At 72.5% G+C, this 18,450-nt stretch carries 14 protein-coding genes; 6 read left to right on the top strand and 8 right to left on the bottom strand.

Going from position 1 to position 18,450, the window contains the following annotated elements; translation table 11 throughout:
- Positions 1-100 precede the first annotated feature (100 nt).
- Both WMF24_RS18765 and WMF24_RS18760 read right to left on the bottom strand, forming a co-directional pair.
- Positions 101-1,462: a TIGR03013 family XrtA/PEP-CTERM system glycosyltransferase gene (locus WMF24_RS18765; RefSeq protein ID WP_437737799.1), complete on the bottom strand. Its 1,362-nt coding sequence runs from the start codon at positions 1,460-1,462 to the stop codon at positions 101-103.
- Between the two features lie 457 nt (positions 1,463-1,919).
- On the bottom strand, positions 1,920-3,467 hold the full coding sequence (locus WMF24_RS18760; RefSeq protein WP_437737798.1) for a hypothetical protein: 1,548 nt from the start codon (positions 3,465-3,467) through the stop codon (positions 1,920-1,922).
- 423 nt (positions 3,468-3,890) lie between these two features.
- On the opposite strand from WMF24_RS18760, the gene WMF24_RS18755 reads away from it, so the two are divergent.
- The gene (locus WMF24_RS18755) at positions 3,891-5,168 is read left to right on the top strand and encodes a glycosyltransferase family 4 protein (protein WP_437737797.1); all 1,278 of its coding nucleotides are present in this window, start codon (positions 3,891-3,893) and stop codon (positions 5,166-5,168) included.
- Positions 5,169-5,267: 99 nt separating this feature from the next.
- On the opposite strand, the gene WMF24_RS18750 is transcribed toward WMF24_RS18755, so the two are convergent.
- On the bottom strand, positions 5,268-5,873 hold the full coding sequence (locus WMF24_RS18750; RefSeq protein ID WP_437737796.1) for a hypothetical protein: 606 nt from the start codon (positions 5,871-5,873) through the stop codon (positions 5,268-5,270).
- A 607-nt stretch (positions 5,874-6,480) separates the two neighbouring features.
- On the opposite strand from WMF24_RS18750, the gene WMF24_RS18745 reads away from it, so the two are divergent.
- Positions 6,481-9,015 (top strand): hypothetical protein, encoded by a 2,535-nt coding sequence (locus WMF24_RS18745; protein ID WP_437737795.1) that lies wholly within the window; start codon positions 6,481-6,483, stop codon positions 9,013-9,015.
- Between the two features lie 15 nt (positions 9,016-9,030).
- Here WMF24_RS18745 and WMF24_RS18740 read toward each other — a convergent pair whose 3' ends face one another.
- The gene (locus WMF24_RS18740; protein WP_437737794.1) at positions 9,031-9,339 is read right to left on the bottom strand and encodes a YciI family protein; all 309 of its coding nucleotides are present in this window, start codon (positions 9,337-9,339) and stop codon (positions 9,031-9,033) included.
- Between the two features lie 260 nt (positions 9,340-9,599).
- On the opposite strand from WMF24_RS18740, the gene WMF24_RS18735 reads away from it, so the two are divergent.
- Positions 9,600-10,535 carry a hypothetical protein gene (locus tag WMF24_RS18735; RefSeq protein ID WP_437737793.1) on the top strand — a complete coding sequence of 312 codons (936 nt, stop codon included), beginning with the start codon at positions 9,600-9,602 and terminating at the stop codon, positions 10,533-10,535.
- A gap of 146 nt (positions 10,536-10,681) precedes the next feature.
- On the opposite strand, the gene gloA is transcribed toward WMF24_RS18735, so the two are convergent.
- Both gloA and greB read right to left on the bottom strand, forming a co-directional pair.
- Positions 10,682-11,077, bottom strand: coding sequence for a lactoylglutathione lyase (gene gloA / locus WMF24_RS18730; protein WP_437737792.1), 396 nt, complete (start codon positions 11,075-11,077; stop codon positions 10,682-10,684).
- 54 nt (positions 11,078-11,131) lie between these two features.
- Positions 11,132-11,605: a transcription elongation factor GreB gene (gene greB, locus WMF24_RS18725; RefSeq protein WP_437640885.1), complete on the bottom strand. Its 474-nt coding sequence runs from the start codon at positions 11,603-11,605 to the stop codon at positions 11,132-11,134.
- Between the two features lie 258 nt (positions 11,606-11,863).
- On the opposite strand from greB, the gene WMF24_RS18720 reads away from it, so the two are divergent.
- Positions 11,864-13,723: an acyl-CoA dehydrogenase gene (locus WMF24_RS18720; RefSeq protein ID WP_437737791.1), complete on the top strand. Its 1,860-nt coding sequence runs from the start codon at positions 11,864-11,866 to the stop codon at positions 13,721-13,723.
- A 90-nt stretch (positions 13,724-13,813) separates the two neighbouring features.
- Here the strand turns inward: WMF24_RS18720 and WMF24_RS18715 are convergent, their stop codons facing one another.
- Positions 13,814-14,314, bottom strand: a complete 501-nt coding sequence (locus tag WMF24_RS18715; protein ID WP_437737790.1) for a hypothetical protein — start codon at positions 14,312-14,314, stop codon at positions 13,814-13,816.
- Positions 14,315-14,734: 420 nt separating this feature from the next.
- Between WMF24_RS18715 and WMF24_RS18710 the strand changes: the two genes are divergently transcribed.
- A complete protein-coding gene (locus WMF24_RS18710) occupies positions 14,735-16,141 on the top strand; it encodes a PGRS family protein (protein WP_437737789.1) in 1,407 nt (468 codons plus the stop codon).
- 50 nt (positions 16,142-16,191) lie between these two features.
- Here WMF24_RS18710 and WMF24_RS18705 read toward each other — a convergent pair whose 3' ends face one another.
- Positions 16,192-16,980, bottom strand: coding sequence for a hypothetical protein (locus WMF24_RS18705; RefSeq protein ID WP_437737788.1), 789 nt, complete (start codon positions 16,978-16,980; stop codon positions 16,192-16,194).
- A 181-nt stretch (positions 16,981-17,161) separates the two neighbouring features.
- Here WMF24_RS18705 and WMF24_RS18700 point away from each other — a divergent pair, with 181 nt between their 5' ends.
- Positions 17,162-18,400 (top strand): di-heme oxidoredictase family protein, encoded by a 1,239-nt coding sequence (locus WMF24_RS18700; RefSeq protein ID WP_437737787.1) that lies wholly within the window; start codon positions 17,162-17,164, stop codon positions 18,398-18,400.
- Positions 18,401-18,450 lie beyond the last annotated feature (50 nt).

Here is an 18,450-nt window from a genome sequence, read left to right as displayed (position 1 = left end):
GGGCTCGGCTGCAAAGAGCGCAGCCATTGCACGCGCGGTGGATCGCCGCGGAGCGCCCGCGCGCGTGGTCGCGCGCGTCGACCGCGCGTTCGCCGCGGGTTCACCGCGCGCCGATTCGCCAGAGCACGACCTTCACGGTGTCGATGAGGATGGAGATGTCGAACCAGAGCGAGAAGCTCTTCATGTAATAGAGATCGTACTGGAGCTTCTCCAGCGCGTCCTCGGCGGACGCGCCGTAACGGCAGCGCACCTGCGCGTGTCCTGTCACGCCCGGCTTCACGCAGAGCCGCTGCCGGAAGAAGGGAATCTGCTTCTCCAGCGCGTCGATGAACTCGGGGCGCTCGGGCCGCGGCCCCACCATGCTCATCTCCCCGACGAGCACGTTCCAGAGCTGCGGCAGCTCGTCGAGCCGCGTCTTCCGGATGAACCGCCCCACCCGGGTCACGCGCGGATCGTTCTCGACGGCCCACGCGGCCCCGTTCTTCTCGGCGTCGGTCCTCATCGACCGGAATTTGTGGATCCTGAACGGCTTCCCGAGGGCGCCTGTCCGGATCTGCGAGTAGAGCGCCGGACCCCTCGAGTCGAGCTTCACCGCGATCGCCGTGAGCGCCATGAGCGGCAGCGCGAGCGCGAGCCCCACGGTCGCGCACACGACGTCGAAGATCCGCTTTGCGACGAGCGTCCGCCGCCGCACCCTGAACCCGTGGGCGAAGATGATCTGGCTCGGCTTCAGCTCGCGCACGAAGATCCTGCCGGTCACGCGCTCGTAGAAATCGATACCCTCCTCGATCTCGACGCCGCGGAACTTCAGCTCGAGGAGCTCCTCGAGCGGGAGGGCGGCGCGGCGATCGGAGGTCGCCACGATCACGGTCGCCACGCCGCGCTGCTCGACGAGGCGCCGGAGATCTCGATATCTCCCCGCGACGTCGGGCGCGTCGATCGGCTCCTCGTCGCGGACGAGCCGGCCCGCGAGGCGCAGCCCGAGGACCTCGCCGTCCTTCTGCATGAGGCCCGCGCACGAGCGGGCGAGCTCGCCCGAGCCCAGCACGACCGCCAGCTTGCAGAAGCTCTCGCTCCTCAGGACCCGGCTCCACGCCGCGCGCCACGCGGGCAGCACGAGCGCCGCCGCCCCGAGCGACATCAGGAGCACCCGGTCCCCCATCTCCGCGTCCGGCACGAGCCAGAACGCGAGCCACAGCACCGCCGCCGCCACGCCGAGCGCCCGGAACGTCGTCAGGAACAGCGCGCGCGCCGGGAGCGGCTCGGGCCCGTAGAGGCCATGGTAATAAAGCGACGTCAGCGCGACCAACGAGATGCTCAGCGTCCGGCCGAAGCGCTCTCCGTCCAGCGCGTGCTCCCACCCCACGAGCACGCCCGGCGCGCAGCACACCAGAACCGAGAGCAGGCTGGCCTCGACAAACCACGCCATGGCCCGGCGTGGCGACCGGAACAGCTCCAGCATCGTCCCTCCCCTCGTCGGCCCCAGGCGGTCGCGCGTCACGGCGCATCGCCTCTGACGGGGCACACACGGTTGTAGCTGAACCCACATTAGAGCAGACCAGGGCACAACGCCAGATGCCTCCGACGAATCGCGTTTCATGTCGGCGGACTGGACAGCAGCGCGCGGGGCCGGACGCGGCGAAATTGGCGTGTTCGCCGTCAGGAGCGCGCGGTCATGTGCGGGCTGTCACGGTGAGTCTCGGCGCGAGGACGCTGGCGACGGACTGCGTGCGTGGCTCCCGCACCGTCGCTCGGGGAGCTGTCAGGGGGCGTCGCGATGAGGGGATGCCGGCGACGGACTGCGTGCGTGGTTCCCGCAGCGCCGGTCCGGTCAGGCCGCTCCGGTCAGGCGTCGAGCCGGAGCGCGGAGGGCGCGTCGCTCCGGAACGGAGCGCGCTTCGTGGTTCGCGCGAAGGAGGTTATCGCGGGGCGCGGCGGGAGGGCGCGCCGCCCTGTTCGGACCGCGCGGGCGCGCCGCCCTGTTCGGACCGCGCGGGCGCGCCGCCCTGTTCGGAAGACGCGGGCGCGCCGGCCAGCACGGAGCGCGCGGGCGGCGGCTCGCCCGTGGCCTCGCTGGCGACGTCGTTGCGGTCGTCGTCCCGCTCGCGGCCCGGCTCGGGCGGCTGCCAGCGGCCGGACGGCATCCCCTGGATCATCGCCCTGCGGCGCTCGTCGTCCCAGGCGCTGTCCGGGTCGCGGGGCAGGGTCCGGTGCCGGTCCGTCGACAGCGTCCCCGAGATCCCGGCGCTGACGATGCTCCTCAGCGAGCCGCCGGCCTCGCCGGCGCGGGGCGCCGGGTCGAGCGCGGCGCGGACGTACTCCAGATCGACGCCGCCGCGCAGCGCGACCCCGCGCGCCAGCGGATAGGCGATCTCCGCGCCGGCGAGCGCCGTGATCGTGGACAGCGACCCTTCCCTCGCAGGCGCGGGCGCGCCGGGGTCGAGGTGGAGCGGCGGGCTCGCGGCGACGGGGGCGCTGCCGGACGAGAAGCGGGCGACGCCGGTCACGACGAGGTCGCGCGTCGCGCCCCCCGGCACAGGCCGAAAGCTCGCCTCGAGCGACGCCTCGTGCTCGTGGCCGAAGCCGATCCTCGGCCCGAGCGACGTGTATTCATACGCATACCCCGCGGTCAGCCGGTAGCGCTCTGCCACGTAGGTGAGCCCGGCGCGCGCCGTGGGCGCGAGCACCGCGTCGCGCGACGCAAGCACGGGCGGCGGGCTCGCGACCGTGAAGCCGCCCGAGACGCGCGTCGACACGTTCCGCGTGAGCTCGTGGGACTCGGAGAGGAGCGCCGCGCCCGCGTGGACGCGCGCCGCGCCGCGGGTGAGCTCGGTGTCGAGCAGCGCATGATGATACTGCGTGACCTCGTACCGGAGCTCCGGCGTCAGCGTGTCGCGCGGGCCGAGGTCGACCGAGGTGCTCACGTCGGCGCGCCCCGTGTGCGCGTCGACCCCGACCGCAGACGGGTCGTCGGCCGAGAGCGCGCCCGCCTGCTCGTATCCGGCCCCGACGCGCACCGCGGCGCGCCTCGATGTGGTGATGGACAGCGCCGGTCCGCCGGAGAGCGTGTATTGAAGCCGATTGCCGAACAGGAATGGATCGCGCGCGGCGAGCGCGTCGTCCGCGCGCACGCCGAGCCGCGTCGCGAGGTAGCCGGCCGCCGCCATCGAGAGATCCGCGAGCGGCGAGATCGCCCAGCCCGCTCCCCCGCCGAGCCGCGCCGAGACGCTGTCGGACGGCGCGGCCCGGACCGCGCCGAGCGAGACCTGAAAGACCCGCTCGTAGCTCCCGTCGAGGCCGAATCCGTAGCGGGACACCTCGCCGCGGAGGGAGCCCTCGACCGCGCCCTGGACGCCCGCCATCAGCGCGCCCGTGCCCACGTCCCCGACGTTCGACGCCACGCTCTGCTCGACCGCCGCCCGCGCTGTCACGTCGGAGTCCCACATCGGCAAGACGAACGAGAACACGCGCCCCCTCCCTGCCGGGCGCAGGGCCCGCGGCGCGGGACGACCCGATGTGTCGCCCTCCCCTCTCCCGCAAGCGCGCAGCGCGCCCGGCGCCCCGAGCCTCCCACGTCAGATAATGTTTGCAACATCACAAATGTGACCCCGGCATGTGCCGGCATGTACCCGGCATGTGATCGAGCGCCGGTGCGCGCCGGTGCGCGCCGGTGCGCGCCGGTGCGCGCGGGACGCGCTGGCAGCGCGGCGCCGGGGACGCTGCGAAGTGGGGGCCAGGCCGCGGTTTTGGGTCCTGGCGACCGATCGCGCGACGTGGACGTGCGCGCACGGGGCGAGACGGACCGAGGAGTCCGCCTCTGCCCCGCTGGGGCAAGCCGCGGCCAAGGTGATGTTTACCACGCTGAAAAATTCTGCCGTGGAGGTAAAGGCATGGATGAGGACCGCTCGACGAGGCCGCTGCGCGTTCTCTGGGTGACGCGCATCTTTCCGAACCGGGTTGAGCCGCTGTCGTGTGCGTTCCAGCGGCAGCAGCTCGCGGCGCTGTCGCGCCGCTGCGCCGTCGAGGTGCTCGCGGCGATCCCGTACCACCCGGGCGTGTCGCTCCTCGGCGAGCGCACGCGTCCGGGGCGCCTGACGGCGGTGCCCGCGCGCGACGAGATCGACGGCGTCCCGGTGGTCCACCCGCGCGCGCCGTACCTCCCGGGGGCGGGCAGCGTGCTGGCGCCGGTGAACGCGCCGCTCTACCTGGCGGGGCTCCTGCCGCACGTCCCGCGGCTGCGCGGGCGGTTCGACGTTGTGCTGGGGGCGTGGCTCTATCCCGACGCCTGCGCCGCGGCGCTGCTCGCCCGGATGCTCGGCCTGCCCTACGCGGTGAAGGCCCACGGCACGGACGTGAACGTCGTCGCCCGATGGCGCTCGGTGCGCCCGCTCGTCGGCGGCGCGCTCCGGTCCGCCGCGTACTCCATCGGCGTGAGCCGGCCGATGGTCGAGGCGCTCGTGGCGCTCGGCGCCCCGGAGGATCGCGCGGTCCTCGTCCGGAACGGGGTCGACCGCGCGCTCTTCCGCCCGGGCGACCGGCGCGTCGCCCGCCGCGAGCTGGGGCTCCCGGAGCGCGGGCGGATCGTGACGTTCGTCGGGCACGTGAGCCGCGAGAAGGGCATCCGCGAGCTGCTGCGCGCGTTCGAGGCGCTCGGCGGGGGCGGCGCCGGCGGCGAGCCGGTCCACCTCGTTGTCGTCGGCGACGGCCCGGAGCGGGGCGCCGTCGAGCAGGCCGCCGCGCGGACCGGGCGCGCGGGGGGGCGCGGGGCAGGCGACGGGCGCGGCGGGCGCGGGCGGATCGTCGTCGCCGGGGCGCGGCCGCTTGCCGACGTCGCGCGCTTCCTCGCCGCGACCGACCTCCTGGCGCTGCCGAGCTGGGCGGAGGGGACGCCGAACGTGGTCCTCGAGGCGCTCGCCGCCGCGCGGCCCGTGGTGGCCACGGGCGTCGGTGGCATCCCGGACGTCGTGGAGTCCGGTCGCACGGGCCTGCTCGTGCCGCCGCGCGACGCCGGCGCGCTCTGTCGGGCGCTGCGCGAGGCGCTCGCGCGGTCCTGGGACGAGCGCGCGTTCGCCGAGGCGGCGCCGCCGTCCTGGGAGGAGAGCGCCGAGGCGCTGCGGCGGGTGCTCGCGCGGGCCGCGTTCGGGCGGGCGCGGCGGGCCGCCGCCTAGGTCCGGGCGCGCGAGGCGCGTCCGCGCCGCTGCACGGCCAGCCGCTGCGCCCGTCCAGGGACACCGCAACCGGCTGTGCGTTCACGTCGATGACGTGCATCATCCCCAGGAAATCGACCACGTGCACCGCGGCGACCCGCGGTGCCTGCACGCCGTGTGCTCGACCGCGATGCGCCGGCTGCCCGAGAGCGCGAGGCCCGCCTCGATCCAGCCCGAGATCCCCTGGCTGCACAGGTACAGCGGCAGTCCGCCGCCGATGAGCGTGGCCGTCCCGGCGACGTCGCTCGTCGCCTTCACGCTGAAGTCGCCGTACTTGAAATAGGTCCTGTACACGAGGCCGAACCGCTTGAAGAGCAGCGAGGGCGAGCCGGCCATCGTCTTGTAGACCGTCGTCAGGTCGTTCCGGGCGACCTCCGCGCCGAAGTGGCGCATCTTTTCCATCCTGCCGGCGAAGATGCCGTTCATGAGCACGCAGTCGAGCTCGATGAGCGGCGCGAGGTCGTTCCAGGTCGAGGGAATGGGCGGTTCGTCGAGGTAGCGGGCCGCCTGCGGAGAGAGCCGGCGGCTGAGATCCGCCAGGACCCGCGCGCCGTAGCTCTGCCGCAAGGCCTGGGCACGGGAGCTGATGAGGGTGCCCTTCACGAGGTTGCCCTCGTTCAGGATGCGAGGATCGCCGAGGAACGGGGTGAAGTCTGGCGCCGGCATACTACGGAGCGCTCCCATCTTCTCCCAGTATAGCGGCAGCTTCGCATCGATGTGTGACAGAATCGCGTCTCCCCTCTCTCGCGACAGCGCTTTGTTCATGCTCCCCGTCTGCGGAGACGGACGCGCCGCGGCGCATTGCCGTTCGTTGCCTGTTCTCGAATGTCCTCGAACCGCGCCTGGGTTCGCGGTGGTTCGCCGTGATTCACCGGTTTCGACAGCGTCACCGCCCCGTTTCGCGGTGGCGAGCTCCGTCGCTCCGCCGGGGGCCGCGCTGGGCCGCCGGGTTTCATGCGCCGCGTCGAGCGCGGCGCGTCGCCGGCCAGGAAACCGACGCCGACGGTGGCGCCCGCGTCGTCGCGTGGTCGGCGATGCCCGCGAGCGCGGCCGCGCTGCGGAATCGACGACGGCAACGCAGCCGCGCCGGGCGCGTCCTTTGCCGCCGAGCTTTGCCGCCGAGCTTTGCCGCCGAGATACCATCTGCCACGGACACACGGCTTCCCAGGTGACGCGCGGCGCGCATGCATGCACCGGGTACGACGCGTGCTAATCAGCATCGACCCACGTCGGCCGGCGCGGCGGTACGCGCCGAGCAACACCGAGAGACAGCATGCGAACGACTCGAACCTTCCTCATCATCGCCGTTCTCTCCTTGTGCCTTGTCGGAGCGGTGGCGCGCGCCGACGCGGCGCCGGTCGCCGGTCACCCGCGACTCTGGCTCACGAAAGACCACCTCCCCCGGCTGCGCGGCTGGGCCGCGGACAGCCGCAACCGCATGTACAAGGAGGCCATGCTGCCCGCCCTCCAGGGCGCGATCGCAGCGTACGAGAACCGCTTCTACCCGAATGGCCGTCCCAACCCGACCTGGCCCGACGGCGGCACGAACGCCTACGTGCAGTATCCGACCGAGGCGTATGCGGAGTTCTTCGCCTTCATGTCGCTCGTCGATCCGGACGTCGCGGCGCGTCCGACGCACGCTGTCAGGGCGCGCAACCTGCTGATGTACGTCATCGAGGAGGCGAGCAAGGGGCGCGCCGCCGGAAAGCCCTTCCGTGGCCCGGGGTTCGCGACGGGCGATCGCTCCCGCTGGTGGGGTGAGGGGTTCCCGCTGACGGTCGACTGGATCTACAACGCGGCGGACACGAGCGGGCGTCCCGTCCTCACCGCCGGCGACAAGGCCAAGATACGGCAGGTCTTCCTCCGGTGGATCGACGACAACCTCCGCGCCGCCACCGCGGGCAACGAGCACCCGCACCCGATCGGCGTCATGAACGATCCGGCGCTGCTGCGCGATCGGCTCCAGCTCCGGTGGGCGGCGAACAACTTCTATCTCGGCCACCTGCGCCAGGTCACGCTGATGTCGCTCGCGATGGACGACGCGGACGACCCCCCGCTCGACCCGAACGCCCCGCCGGAGGCGCTCGGCAACACGCTGCGCAGCTACCGCGCGAACGCGACCGGCGCCTGGCTCTACCAGGCCTTCGCCGTCTTCGAGGCCCCCGAGATCGCGGCCAAGCAGCTCGGCGTCCCGCCCGACGGGCTCGGGGTGGCCAGCGGCGGCCTGCCGGTGGAGGGCTTCCTCTACGGCGGCGGGCTCGCGAGCCTCCACCAGGCCCTCCTCGCGCTTCACACGTCGGGCCACGCCACGCGCGCGCTCGCAGGACCGCAGATCGGGCTGCTGGGGAGCGGGTACTGGGACCGGTTCACCGACGGGTTCCTGCACTCGATCGCGCCGGCCCCGACGACGTACCCGTCCAGGAGCGATCTCGGGCCGGTCTACGAGGCGGCGAACTACGGCGACACCCTGCGCGTCTGGGTCGAGCCGCGCTTCATCGAGGTGTTCGGCTCGCTCGGCGTCTACGACCACCTCACGGGCAACACAGCCCGCCTCCACCGGTCGCGCTGGATCGTGGCCAACGCGTTCGAGGGCGGCGCGCCCGCGCTCTACGCGCGCACGTCGAAGGTCTGGGGCTCGCCCGCCCCGGCCCGGGCCATCCTGAGCTTCATGCTCTTCGATCCGGCCGCGCCGCTGCCGCAGGATCCTCGCCCGGCGATGCCCACCGCCTTCTTCGAGCGGGCGCCGGGCCGCGGCGCCGTCCTCGCGCGCACGGACTGGACGAAGAACGCGACGTGGCTCACCTGGCGGTGCGGCTGGGCCACCATCAACCACCAGCTCGGCGACTGCAATCAGCTCGAGCTCTACCGGAAGGGCGAGTGGCTGACCAAGGAGCACACGAGCTACTCGAACAACCTCATCGGGGCCACGGTCGAGTACCACAACACGCTGTCGCTGCAGAACGACAGGCCGTCGCAGATCCGCTGGTACGAGAAGGAGATCGTCGCGCGCGGCGGCCAGTGGCGCGAGGGGCGCGCCGCCGGCGATCCGACCGTGCGCATGAGCCGGGGCGCGGGGTACGTGTTCGCGGAGGGGGACGCGACGGACCTCTACAACACGCGACAGAACGCCTGGGTGCCGGCGGACGTCGCCCGCGACATCGTCCACGCGAGCCGGTCGATCGTGTGGCTGCAGCCCGATCACGTCGTCGTCTACGACCGCGCCGTGTCGCGCACCGCCGGCCGGTTCAAGCGGTTCAACCTGATGACGACCGCGGCGCCGCAGATCGCGGGCCGGACGGCCAGCGCCGTCACCCCGCGCGGGCAGACGCTGTTCGTCCAGAGCCTCCTGCCGCGCAGCGCCAGCATGAAGGCCGTCCCGGTCGAGGACGTCGACGGCCGGGCTCAGATGGAGCCGACGACCCACCGCCTCGTCGTGGAGGATCCGGCCGGCCCCGCGGACGTCCGCTTCCTGCACGTGCTGCAAGGCGCGGACGCCGGCGCGACGATGGACGCTGCGGTGCGGATCGAGGCCGGCCAGGGCGCCGGCTTCGAGGGCGCGCTGGTGGCCGGCAGGGCCGTCCTCTTCCGCTCGGCGTCGCAGGCCGGATCGAGCCAGCAAGCCACCGCGGCGTCGCTTTCCTACCAGGTGCCCGCCACGGCGCGCCGGCACGTGATCACAGGCCTCACGCCGAAGGCCGGCTACGACGTCGTCGTCGCCTCCCGGGGAGCGGGCCTGGAGGTCCGCGTCTCCCCGGGCACGGCGCACACCGCGGACGACGCGGGCGTGCTCGCGTTCGGCGCGCCGTAGCGGCGCGGCGATCCGTCAGGGCGCGCGGGAGAAGACCTTGTCGAGCTCCTCCTTGCCGAACACCGGCGCCCACGGCAGGAGCTCGTACTGCGCCACCCCCTTCTGCGTGAAGGGATCGTCGTCCCGGATCTGATCCAGCGTCGCCACGACCGCCTCGTCCGGCACCCGGAGCAGGAGCGCGCCGCCGTAGCGCGGGTCGAACGGCCCTGACGCGAGCAGCAGCCCCTGGTCGATGAGCCGCTTCAGGTAAGCGCGGTGCTCGTCGACGACCTTCAGCACCTCGTCGAGCGGTCGCCTGTAACGGATGATCGCAATCGCGTACATGATTCCTCCGGGCGCGACTTTACCTCCTCCGCGCCACGGCAACGATGCCGTCCAGCGCGCCGCCATTCCGTGGAGCGGCGCCGCCGTGCCACGCTTGCGCGCCGCCCCTCCGCGCCGCGCGCCGTCGTGCCGCGCAGCGGCGCCGCCGGAGAGGCGCGGCGGTGCCGGGCGGAGAAGCTCGTGGACCGTCGTCGCACGCGCCCCCTTTCCCTTCGCCCTCCCGTCTGGCAGTGTGCGCGCCCTCCGCTGGAGACATCTGTATGGCGAGACCCCCGAAAGCAGCACCTGCTCCCGTTCTCCCTTCCTCGCCGGCCGCCGCGCTCGCGGCGTACGGCCGCGTTGAGCCGAAGCTCCTCGAGCTCGGCCCCGAGGACCTCGTGACCGTCTACGTCGAGGTCCCCAGGGCCGTGAGCTCCGTGCTCTCCGCCCTGCCGCACCTGCGCGAGCTCCGCGAGGAGATCGTCCGCGATCTCCCGAACCACCCGATCGAGATGCTGGACGAGCTCGAGGACTACGCCCTCGCCGCCTGGTACGCCGATCTGCTCTACAGCACGCCCGCGAACGAGCTCGACACGAAGAAGCTCACCGACGAGGCGGGCACGCTGCGCGAGGGGCTCCTCGTCGCGGCCGAGGCGCTCGCCTACCGGAACCTCGTCGACAAGCAGCGCGTCGCCGACATCCGCAAGGGCAAGGGCCACACGGATCTCGCGAGCGATCTCATCGCCCTCGCCGAGCTCTTCCGCGGCTCGTGGGACAAGGTCCGCGCGAAGACGGCGGTCGAGGAAGCGGAGCTCGAGCGCGCCGCCGATCTCGGCGTGCGCCTGCTCGCCGCGCTCGCCGCGAAGCCCGGCAAGGGCTCGTCCGCGGCGCCGAAGATCACCGACGCCGCCGATCGCCGCGCGCGCGCGATCTCGCTGGTCGCCAAGGCCTACGAGGAGTGCCGCCGCGCCGTCGCCTACCTGCGCTGGCACGAGGGGGGCGACGGTGACCTCGCCCCGTCGCTCCTGCAGAAGCCGCGCGGCCGCCGCCCGAACGCCGAGAAGGCCGCCGCCGCGGCCGCGAGCGGCGCGCCCTCCGAGGCGCCGGCGAAGCAGCCCGCCGACGACGCGGCCGCAGGCGCTGACGACGCGGCCGCGAACGGCGCGCTCTCGTCGCCCGAGCCGGCGAACGACGCGGCGCCCGTCGCCAACGCCTGACCGTCGCGCGCGCCTTGCTTCCGCGTCGCGACGCGGAAGCAAGGCGCGCCGTGACGCGGAAGCAAGGCGCGGAGAGCGCGGAGAGCGCGGAGGCCGCCCCGGCCCTCCGGCTCCTCCGCGCCCCCTGCGTCCGCGGCGATCGGCGGCTACCGGGTCCGGCTCGACTCCTCGATCAGCTCGACCTTGTAGCCGTCCGGATCCTCGACGAACGCGATCACCGTCTTGCCGTGCTTCATCGGGCCCGGCTCGCGCGTGATCTTCCCGCCCGCGGCGCGGATGCGCTCGCAGGCCCCGTGGATATCGTCCACGCCGAGCGCGACGTGGCCGTACGCCGTGCCGAGCTCGTACTTGTCGACGCCCCAGTTGTATGTGAGCTCGAGCTCGGCGTGCTCCGGGTTCCTCCCGTAGCCGAGGAAGCACAGCGTGAACTTGCCCTCGGGGTAGTCCTGCCGCGACAGGAGCTCCATCCCGAGCACGTCCCTGTAGAAGCCGATCGAGCGCTCGAGATCGCCGACCCGCAGCATCGTGTGCAAGATCCTCATGCCGACTCCTGTCTCCTCTTCGGTTCCCGTTCCGGACTTCGCGCCGCGCGGCGCTCAGCCGTAGCGCACCGAGATGATCTCCATCTCGGCCTCGCCCGCCGGGCGGCGGACCGTGATCACGTCGCCCGCGCGCTTGCCGAGGAGCGACCGACCGACAGGCGAGCGCCAGCTGATGCGCCCGGACGCGCTGTCGATCTCGTCCTCGCCGACGATCTGGTACGTGTGGCGCGCGCCGTCCTCGTCCTCGATCTCGACCGTCGCGCCGAAGAAGACCTTGTCGCCGCGCTGCTCGGACGGATCGACCACGACGGCCTTCTCCAGCCGCTTGGTCAGGTAGTGCATCCGCCGGTCGATCTCGCGCAGCTTCTTCTTGCCGTAGATGTACTCGGCGTTCTCGGACCGGTCGCCCTGCGCCGCAGCGTCGGCGACCTCCTGGACGATGCGCGGCCGCTCCACGGAGCGGAGCCGCGCGAGCTCCTCGGACAGCTTCCTGGCCCCGCTGGGCGTGATGTAAGCCGGGTCGGACATGGTTCGGTGGCGACGGAGCCTACGCCGCGCCGCGCGCCGGATCCACCGCCGTCGCGCCCCGCGCGGGAGCCCCCCGACGCGCCGGGCGAACGCCCCGAAGTCCTCGGATCTCCACGGGATAGCCCCCGCGTCGCGGACGGTTGTTGACGCGACGCGGCGGCATGCTACGCGAATGAAGAACTATGCCGCGGCTGCGCGGAAGACCGGGAGGAGACCCGGCTGCCAGCGCCTGGCGCCGCGGCAACCAGGAGGTCTCCCATGTCGAATGCCCAAACCCACCAGAACCGCTACAAGGCTGACCTCCGCGAGATCCGCTTCCTCCTGTTCGAGCAGTTCAAGCTGGACGAGCTGCTAGGCAACGCGCCGTACGACGCGTGGGGGCGCGACGAGGTCTCGATGGTCGTCGACGAGGCCTACAAGTTCGCGTGCGAGGTCTTCGGCCCGCTCAACGCGGTCGGCGATCGCGTCGGCTGTCGCATCGAGGGCGGGCAGGTCAAGACCCCGCCGGGGTTCAAGGACGCGTGGGACAAGCTCTACGAGGCCGGGTGGAAGTCGGTCTCGGTCTCGCCGACCTACGACGGGCAGGGCGGCCCGTTCACGCTCTACACGGTGGTCGAGGAGTTCCTCTGCGGCGCCAACGCGGCGCTCAACATGTACCCCGGGCTGACGTACGGGGCGGCGGAGGTGATCGAGCACTTCGGGACGCCGCGGCAGCGCGACATTTACCTGAAGCGCATGTACGGCGGCCAGTGGAGCGGGACGATGTGCCTGACCGAGCCGCAGGCGGGCTCGGACGTCGGCTCGTCGCGCACGAGCGCGGTGAAGCAGAAGGACGGCAAGTACCTCATCCGCGGCACGAAGATCTTCATCTCCGGCGGCGACCAGGACCTCACGGAGAACGTCGTTCACCTCGTGCTCGCGCGCGTCGAGGGGGCGCCCCCCGGCACGAAGGGGCTCAGCCTCTTCATCGTGCCGAAGTTCCGGGTGAACGACGACGGGTCGCTCGGCGAGTCGAACGACGTCCTCGTCGGCAACATCGAGCACAAGATGGGGATCAACGGGTCGTCGACGTGCGTGCTCAACTTCGGCGAGAACGACGGCTGCCTCGGGGAGCTCGTCGGCACCGTCGAGCACCAGGGCATGCCGCAGATGTTCCGGATGATGAACGGCGCGCGCATCTCCGTCGGCCTCCAGGGCGTGTCGGTCGCGTCGTCGGCGTACCTGAACGCGCTCGAGTACGCGAAGGACCGCAAGCAGGGCTCGTCGATCCTCCAGTGGAAGGACGCGACCGCGCCGCGCGTGCCGATCATCGATCACCCGGACGTGCGGCGGATGCTGCTCGACATGAAGAGCCGCGTGGAGGGCATCCGCGCGCTCATCATCAAGCTCGCGCGCCACCAGGACGCGGTCGCCGTCTACCAGGGCAAGGACGACCGCGCGGCCGCCTACAACCAGGGCCAGGTCGACCTGCTCGTGCCGCTCGTGAAGGCCTACTCGTCCGACCAGGCGTTCCGCGTCTGCGAGACGGCGATCCAGACGTTCGGCGGCGCCGGGTACACGAAGGACTACCCGGTCGAGCAGTACTGCCGCGACGCGAAGGTCTTCTCCATCTACGAGGGCACGAACCACATCCAGGCGATGGACCTCGTCGGGCGCAAGCTCGGCCAGGCCGGCGGCGCCAACCTGCAGGCCTTCCTGAACGACGTGGCCGAGTTCGTGAAGGCGCACGAGAAGCACCCCGTCCTCGCCGCGAGCGTGAAGGAGCTCCGCGAGGCGCACGAGGCCGTCGCCGGCACCGCCATGCGGCTGCTCTCGTGGTTCCAGATGGGCAAGATGCCGATGGTGCCGCTCGCCGCGAACCGCTTCCTCGAGATGATGAGCGAGCTCGCGATCGGCTGGCTCCTGCTCGACGGCGCGGCCATCGCGCTCAAGGCGCTGGAGGGCCTGCCGGCCGGCGACGCGGGCGCGAAGGACCGCGCGTTCTACGAGGGCAAGAAGCACGCGGCCCTCTACTTCGCGGCCAACGTGCTGCCGCACGCGAAGTTCTCCGCCGAGCTCCTCGGCCGCGAGGACTCGTCCGCGCTCGACATCCCGGCCGACGCGTTCGCGACGGTCTGAGCGTCCTCCGCCCTCCCTTTCCCCTCCCCCAACGCCTGTGCCGCGCCCTCCGCGCCGGCCCCGCCCCCGGGCGGGCGGCGGCGCGCCGGCTCACTCCGGGACGGTGAGCCGCTCGGCCAGGTCCCGGACGGGCACCGGCATGGTCGGGTCGCGCGACACGGCCACGATGTCGGCGCGGAGCGCGCGCACCTCCGTCAGCCGCAGCCACGAGAGCGCGAGCCGCGTCATGCTCGGCAGGCCCCGCGCGAGCACCGCCCGGACGACGTCGGCCGCCGGGAACGAGAAGGCGACCTCCTCGGGCGGCAGGCCCGCGGCCCTGGCGGCCGCCTCGATGCTCGCGTCGAAATCGTCCCGCTTCGACTCCAGCACCTCGAAGACGAGCGGCCCGCGGTCGGGCGTGAAGGGCTGAGCCGGCCCGCCTCCCTCGGGCACGACGACCCAGGCCGCCGCGCCGTCGAGCCCCACCCGCGCGCCCGACTCGAGCGTGACGAGCGGCAAGAAGCGACCGCCCTCGAGCGGCTCTCCGCCGCCGCCGTCGAGCAGCTCGCGCACGAGGTCCCTCAGGCCCGCGCTCATCGCATTCGCGCTCATGGGCGCATGTTCTCACGAAAGACGCGGCGATGGGCAACTCGCCCGACGCGCCCCCGCGCGGGCGCGCCGCCGCCGTAGCTCCGCGCGCGCTCGCGTTCGCGCCTGCGCGCAAGCACGTGCGCGCGCGCTCACGTGCCCGCGCGCGCACGCGTATGCGCGTGAGGCCCTGGCCCCGCGACGAGCGCGTCCGTGGCGCGGTGGCGCGGAGATCCGAACGCGCGGGACACGCCACGTCGCTTTGCCTGGAAATCACGCCGCGTCGGCCGGAATAAGAATAGTATGGGGAATCAATTCAAACGTGACGCGATGGTATTGGTTGGCTTCATGGCTGCTGCGGCGACGAGCGGCTGCGCAGCGGATGAGATGGGGAACGGCTCCCTTGGCGGGTATACCGGAGATGACGCCCCCGACGAGGCCTGTGTGCCGAGCAAGAACGCGGAGCGGGTCGACGCGTCGTGCGGAGTCTGGGTCGACGCGAGCACCGGTCACGACGGCGACGCCGGGATCCCGAGCGCGCCGCTGAAGACGATCGCCAAGGCGCTGGATGTCGCCTGGACCAAGGGAAAACGCGTCTATCTCTGCGCCCAGAAGTTCGAGGAGTCGCTGCTCGTGCCGGGAGGAATCGAGATCTACGGCGGCCTCGATTGCACCAGTAACTGGCGCTGGATAGGCAAATCGGAGAAGACCACCATCACCGCCCCCGAGGGGGAGACGCCGCTCTCGTTCCACGGAGGCAACGGCGTCGCGGTGCTGGAGGATCTCCACGTCATCGCGCGCTCCATCCTGCCGATCCATACGGGGCTGGCGGGCCGCTCGTCGATCGCCGTGAACACCTCGGGGATCCCGCTCTACATCCGGCGAAGCACGATCGAGGCGGGCGACGGGGCGCCCGGCGCGCTCGGGGGCTCGTTCATGAACACCCCTGCCGAGGCGGGGACATCCGGCAACTTCGGCAACGCCGCGTGCACGTCCGCGACGGTGCTGGGCGGTACCCCGGTCAGCAGCACCTGCGGTACGCCCGACGATCGCGCGGACGACTCGCGCGGCGGCAGCGGGGGACTGGGCGGGATCGAGTCCGGCGACGACGGAACCGATGGGGTGCCGGGCGCGTCGATGAACCACGGGAGGGGTGAGAGCGAGACAGGCCGCTGCACTGCGGGCAGGGACGGCGAGGACGGGGAGGAAGGCCTTCCCGGCGCGGGGGCGACCGGCTTTGGCTGGCTGTTCCTGGAGGGCTATACCGGCCCGCTCGCCGGAGACGGGACGCCGGGCAAGCCCGGGCAGGGCGGCGGCGGCGGGGGCGGCGCGAAGGGCGGCGCAGGCACGCTGATGTGCCCCTTCGCGAGCTCGGCGGGCGGCGCGGGCGGCGGCGCAGGGGGCGCGGGCGGCTGCGGCGGGCTCGGCGGCATCGGCGGCGGCGCGGGCGGGGCGAGCATCGCGGTGTTCGCTGGCAGCGCGACGGCCCACCTCGAGGACGTTGTGCTGAAGACCGGCCGCGGCGGAGACGGCGGAGACGGGGGCCTGGGCCAGGACGGTGGCGAGGGGGGCCTCGGCGGTTCGGGCGGCATCCTGGGCAAGGCCACCGGGCTGAACTCCGCCTGCAGCGGCGGCAACGGCGGCAGGGGCGGCAAGGGCGGCGACGGCGGCGGCGGGCTCGGCGGCCACTCGATCGCGGTGGCGTTCGCCGTCAGAGCGCCCGATCTGAAGAACACGACCATCGAGATCGGCGAGGCCGGCCTCGGAGGGCGCGGGGCCGGGCCGCGCTACGACGGGGCAGACGGCGTGGCGGCCGAGATCTACGACATCGAGCAGAACCTCGGGCGTTGATCGGAGGTTGATCGGACGTGAACCGCGCGCAGCAGCTCGCCCGACAGCGCCTAATCCGGCGCGGGCGTCGCGGGCCAGCTCCGGTCCTCCTGCATGCAGCGGAGCTGCGTGACGCGTCGCCCGGCCGCGGTGGTCACCGCGACCTCCTTGATGGGCGCCTCGCGCCGCGCGCGCCGGCTCAGCTTCTCGACGACGAGGATGCCTTCCCGCTCGCCCGCGAGGTGGAGAAACTCGTCGAACAGGTCGACGTGCGCGCCGCGCGCGCCATCCTCGGCCGTCGCGATGCGCCGCTGGGTGGCGACGCCGATCGCCAGCGTGTCGCCCCCCGCGCGCACCACCATCGCCGGATCGAGCCCGCGCTGGCTCTCGTCAGGCACCGTCCAGATCTCCGCGACCCCCGCCTCGGAGACGCGCCGCTTCACATAAGAAAAGGCGGACTCCAGCGTGTTGTTCCGGTACGGGACCGCCCTTGATTCCATCGGATCGACGTGGTTCCGCCAGAACGCGATCAGCGCGCGCGCCCAGCGCCGGCCGTCCAGCCGGCGGTCGGTGAACGGCCATTCTCCGGCCATCGCCTCGGCGCAGGCGCGGAGCAGCGCCTGCTCATGGATTCCCCGCGTCGCCAGGCACGGCGCGCAGTGCATGTACGCCGTGCCCCTCTCCAGCGCCGCGCCGCACATCGAGCAGATGTCGTTGCCATAGCGAGGGCCCATGTACCGGAGCCACCCGGCGCCGAGCGCACGGTACGCAGCGCGGCGCTCCTCGTTCCGGTCCAGCTCCCGCAGCCCGTCCCGCAGGGCCCTGGCGGCCGCGCGCCGCTCGTCATCTCGCTGCGTCATCCGCTGTCCTCCAGCGTGAGCCCTGTCCGCGACGGCTCCCCTCAGTGTAACGCCGTAGCTTCCGCCGCGCTTCGCGACGACGCGGGCCCCCCGCAGCCGGGACGGTACCCCAGGCGCGCGGACATGGAGGTCCCTTGTTGACATTGACTTTCACTTACTCCCTCGGTATGCGTCGGAGGACATGTCGCGATTTGCGTTGTTTCTCGCCCTTCCGTTGCTCTTCCACGTCGGGTGCGGGGCGGAGTCCGGCGACGAGGACGTCGATCCGCTGGCGGGCATCCAGATCATCGGCGACGATCTGAGCGACATCCCTCTGCGCGGCGCGTCCGCGGCGCAGGTGGCTCGTTTCAAGGAGGGCGACAGGCTCTTCGACTTCGTCTTTCGCGAGCGCGACGGGCTCGGGCCGCTCTACATCCGCGCGTCGTGCGCCGGGTGCCACGAGGGGGCCGCGCGGGGCCCGGGCGCAGTCCAGAAGATGGTCCTCGTCGAGGCCGACGGCGTGACGCCGGCGGCGGATCAGGCCGCGCTCCCCTACGGCAACACGATGCGGCCCTACGGCGTCGGGGGGGCGACGACGCTCGTCCAGCCCGAGGACGACCTGGTCCTCAAGCTCTCGCAGCGCCTCGGCCCGCCGGTGTTCGGGCGCGGGTACATGGAGGCGGTCGACGACGCCGAGATCGAGCGGGTCGCGGCCGAGCAGGCCGCGCGGGGCGACGCCATCCGCGGGCGCATCAACCGCGTCGTGTTCCACTCGAAGAAGAACGCGGACGAGGCGTTCCACCGCTTCTCCGAGGGCGACGAGAACCTCATCGGCCGCTTCGGGTTCAAGGCGCGGGTCGCCACGCTCGACGACTTCACGGCCGACGCCTACCAGGGCGATATGGGCATCACCTCGCCGCTCCGCCCGAGCGAGCTGCCGAACCCCGACGGGCTCACGGACGACGCCAAGCCGGGCGAGGACGTGGATGTCGAGACGGTGAACGCCGTCGCCGACTACATGCGCCTGCTCGAGATCCCGAAGCGCGCGCCCGCCGATCCGCGCGGCGAGGCGCTGTTCGTCGAGGCCGACTGCGCCGCCTGCCACGTGCCCTCGCTGCGGACGCGCGCCGACTACCCGATCGCGCAGCTCGCGGACATCGACGCCCCCGTGTACACCGACTTCCTGCTCCACGATCTCGGCCCGGACCTCGCCGATGGCCTCATCGACGAGTCGGCGAGCTCCACCTCGTGGCGGACGGCGCCGCTCATCGGCATGCGCCACAGCACCTCGTACCTCCACGACGGCCGCGCCCGGACCATCGAGCAGGCGATCCTGCTCCACGACGGCCCGGGGTCGGAGGCCGCCGGCTCGGTCGCCGCGTTCCGCGCCCTCCCGCGCGAGGAGCGCGAGGCCCTCATCGACTTCGTGCGCTCGCTCTGAGCGAGCCGCGCGATCGCGAAAATACACCGCGCGCGCTCGCCCCGGGCGAG

It is taken from the genome of Sorangium sp. So ce1335, assembly GCF_051521615.1.
Lineage (GTDB): Bacteria > Myxococcota_A > Polyangia > Polyangiales > Polyangiaceae > Sorangium.
The sequence above is the reverse complement of the archived record's forward strand: the minus strand, read 5'-3'. Positions and strand labels throughout refer to the sequence as shown.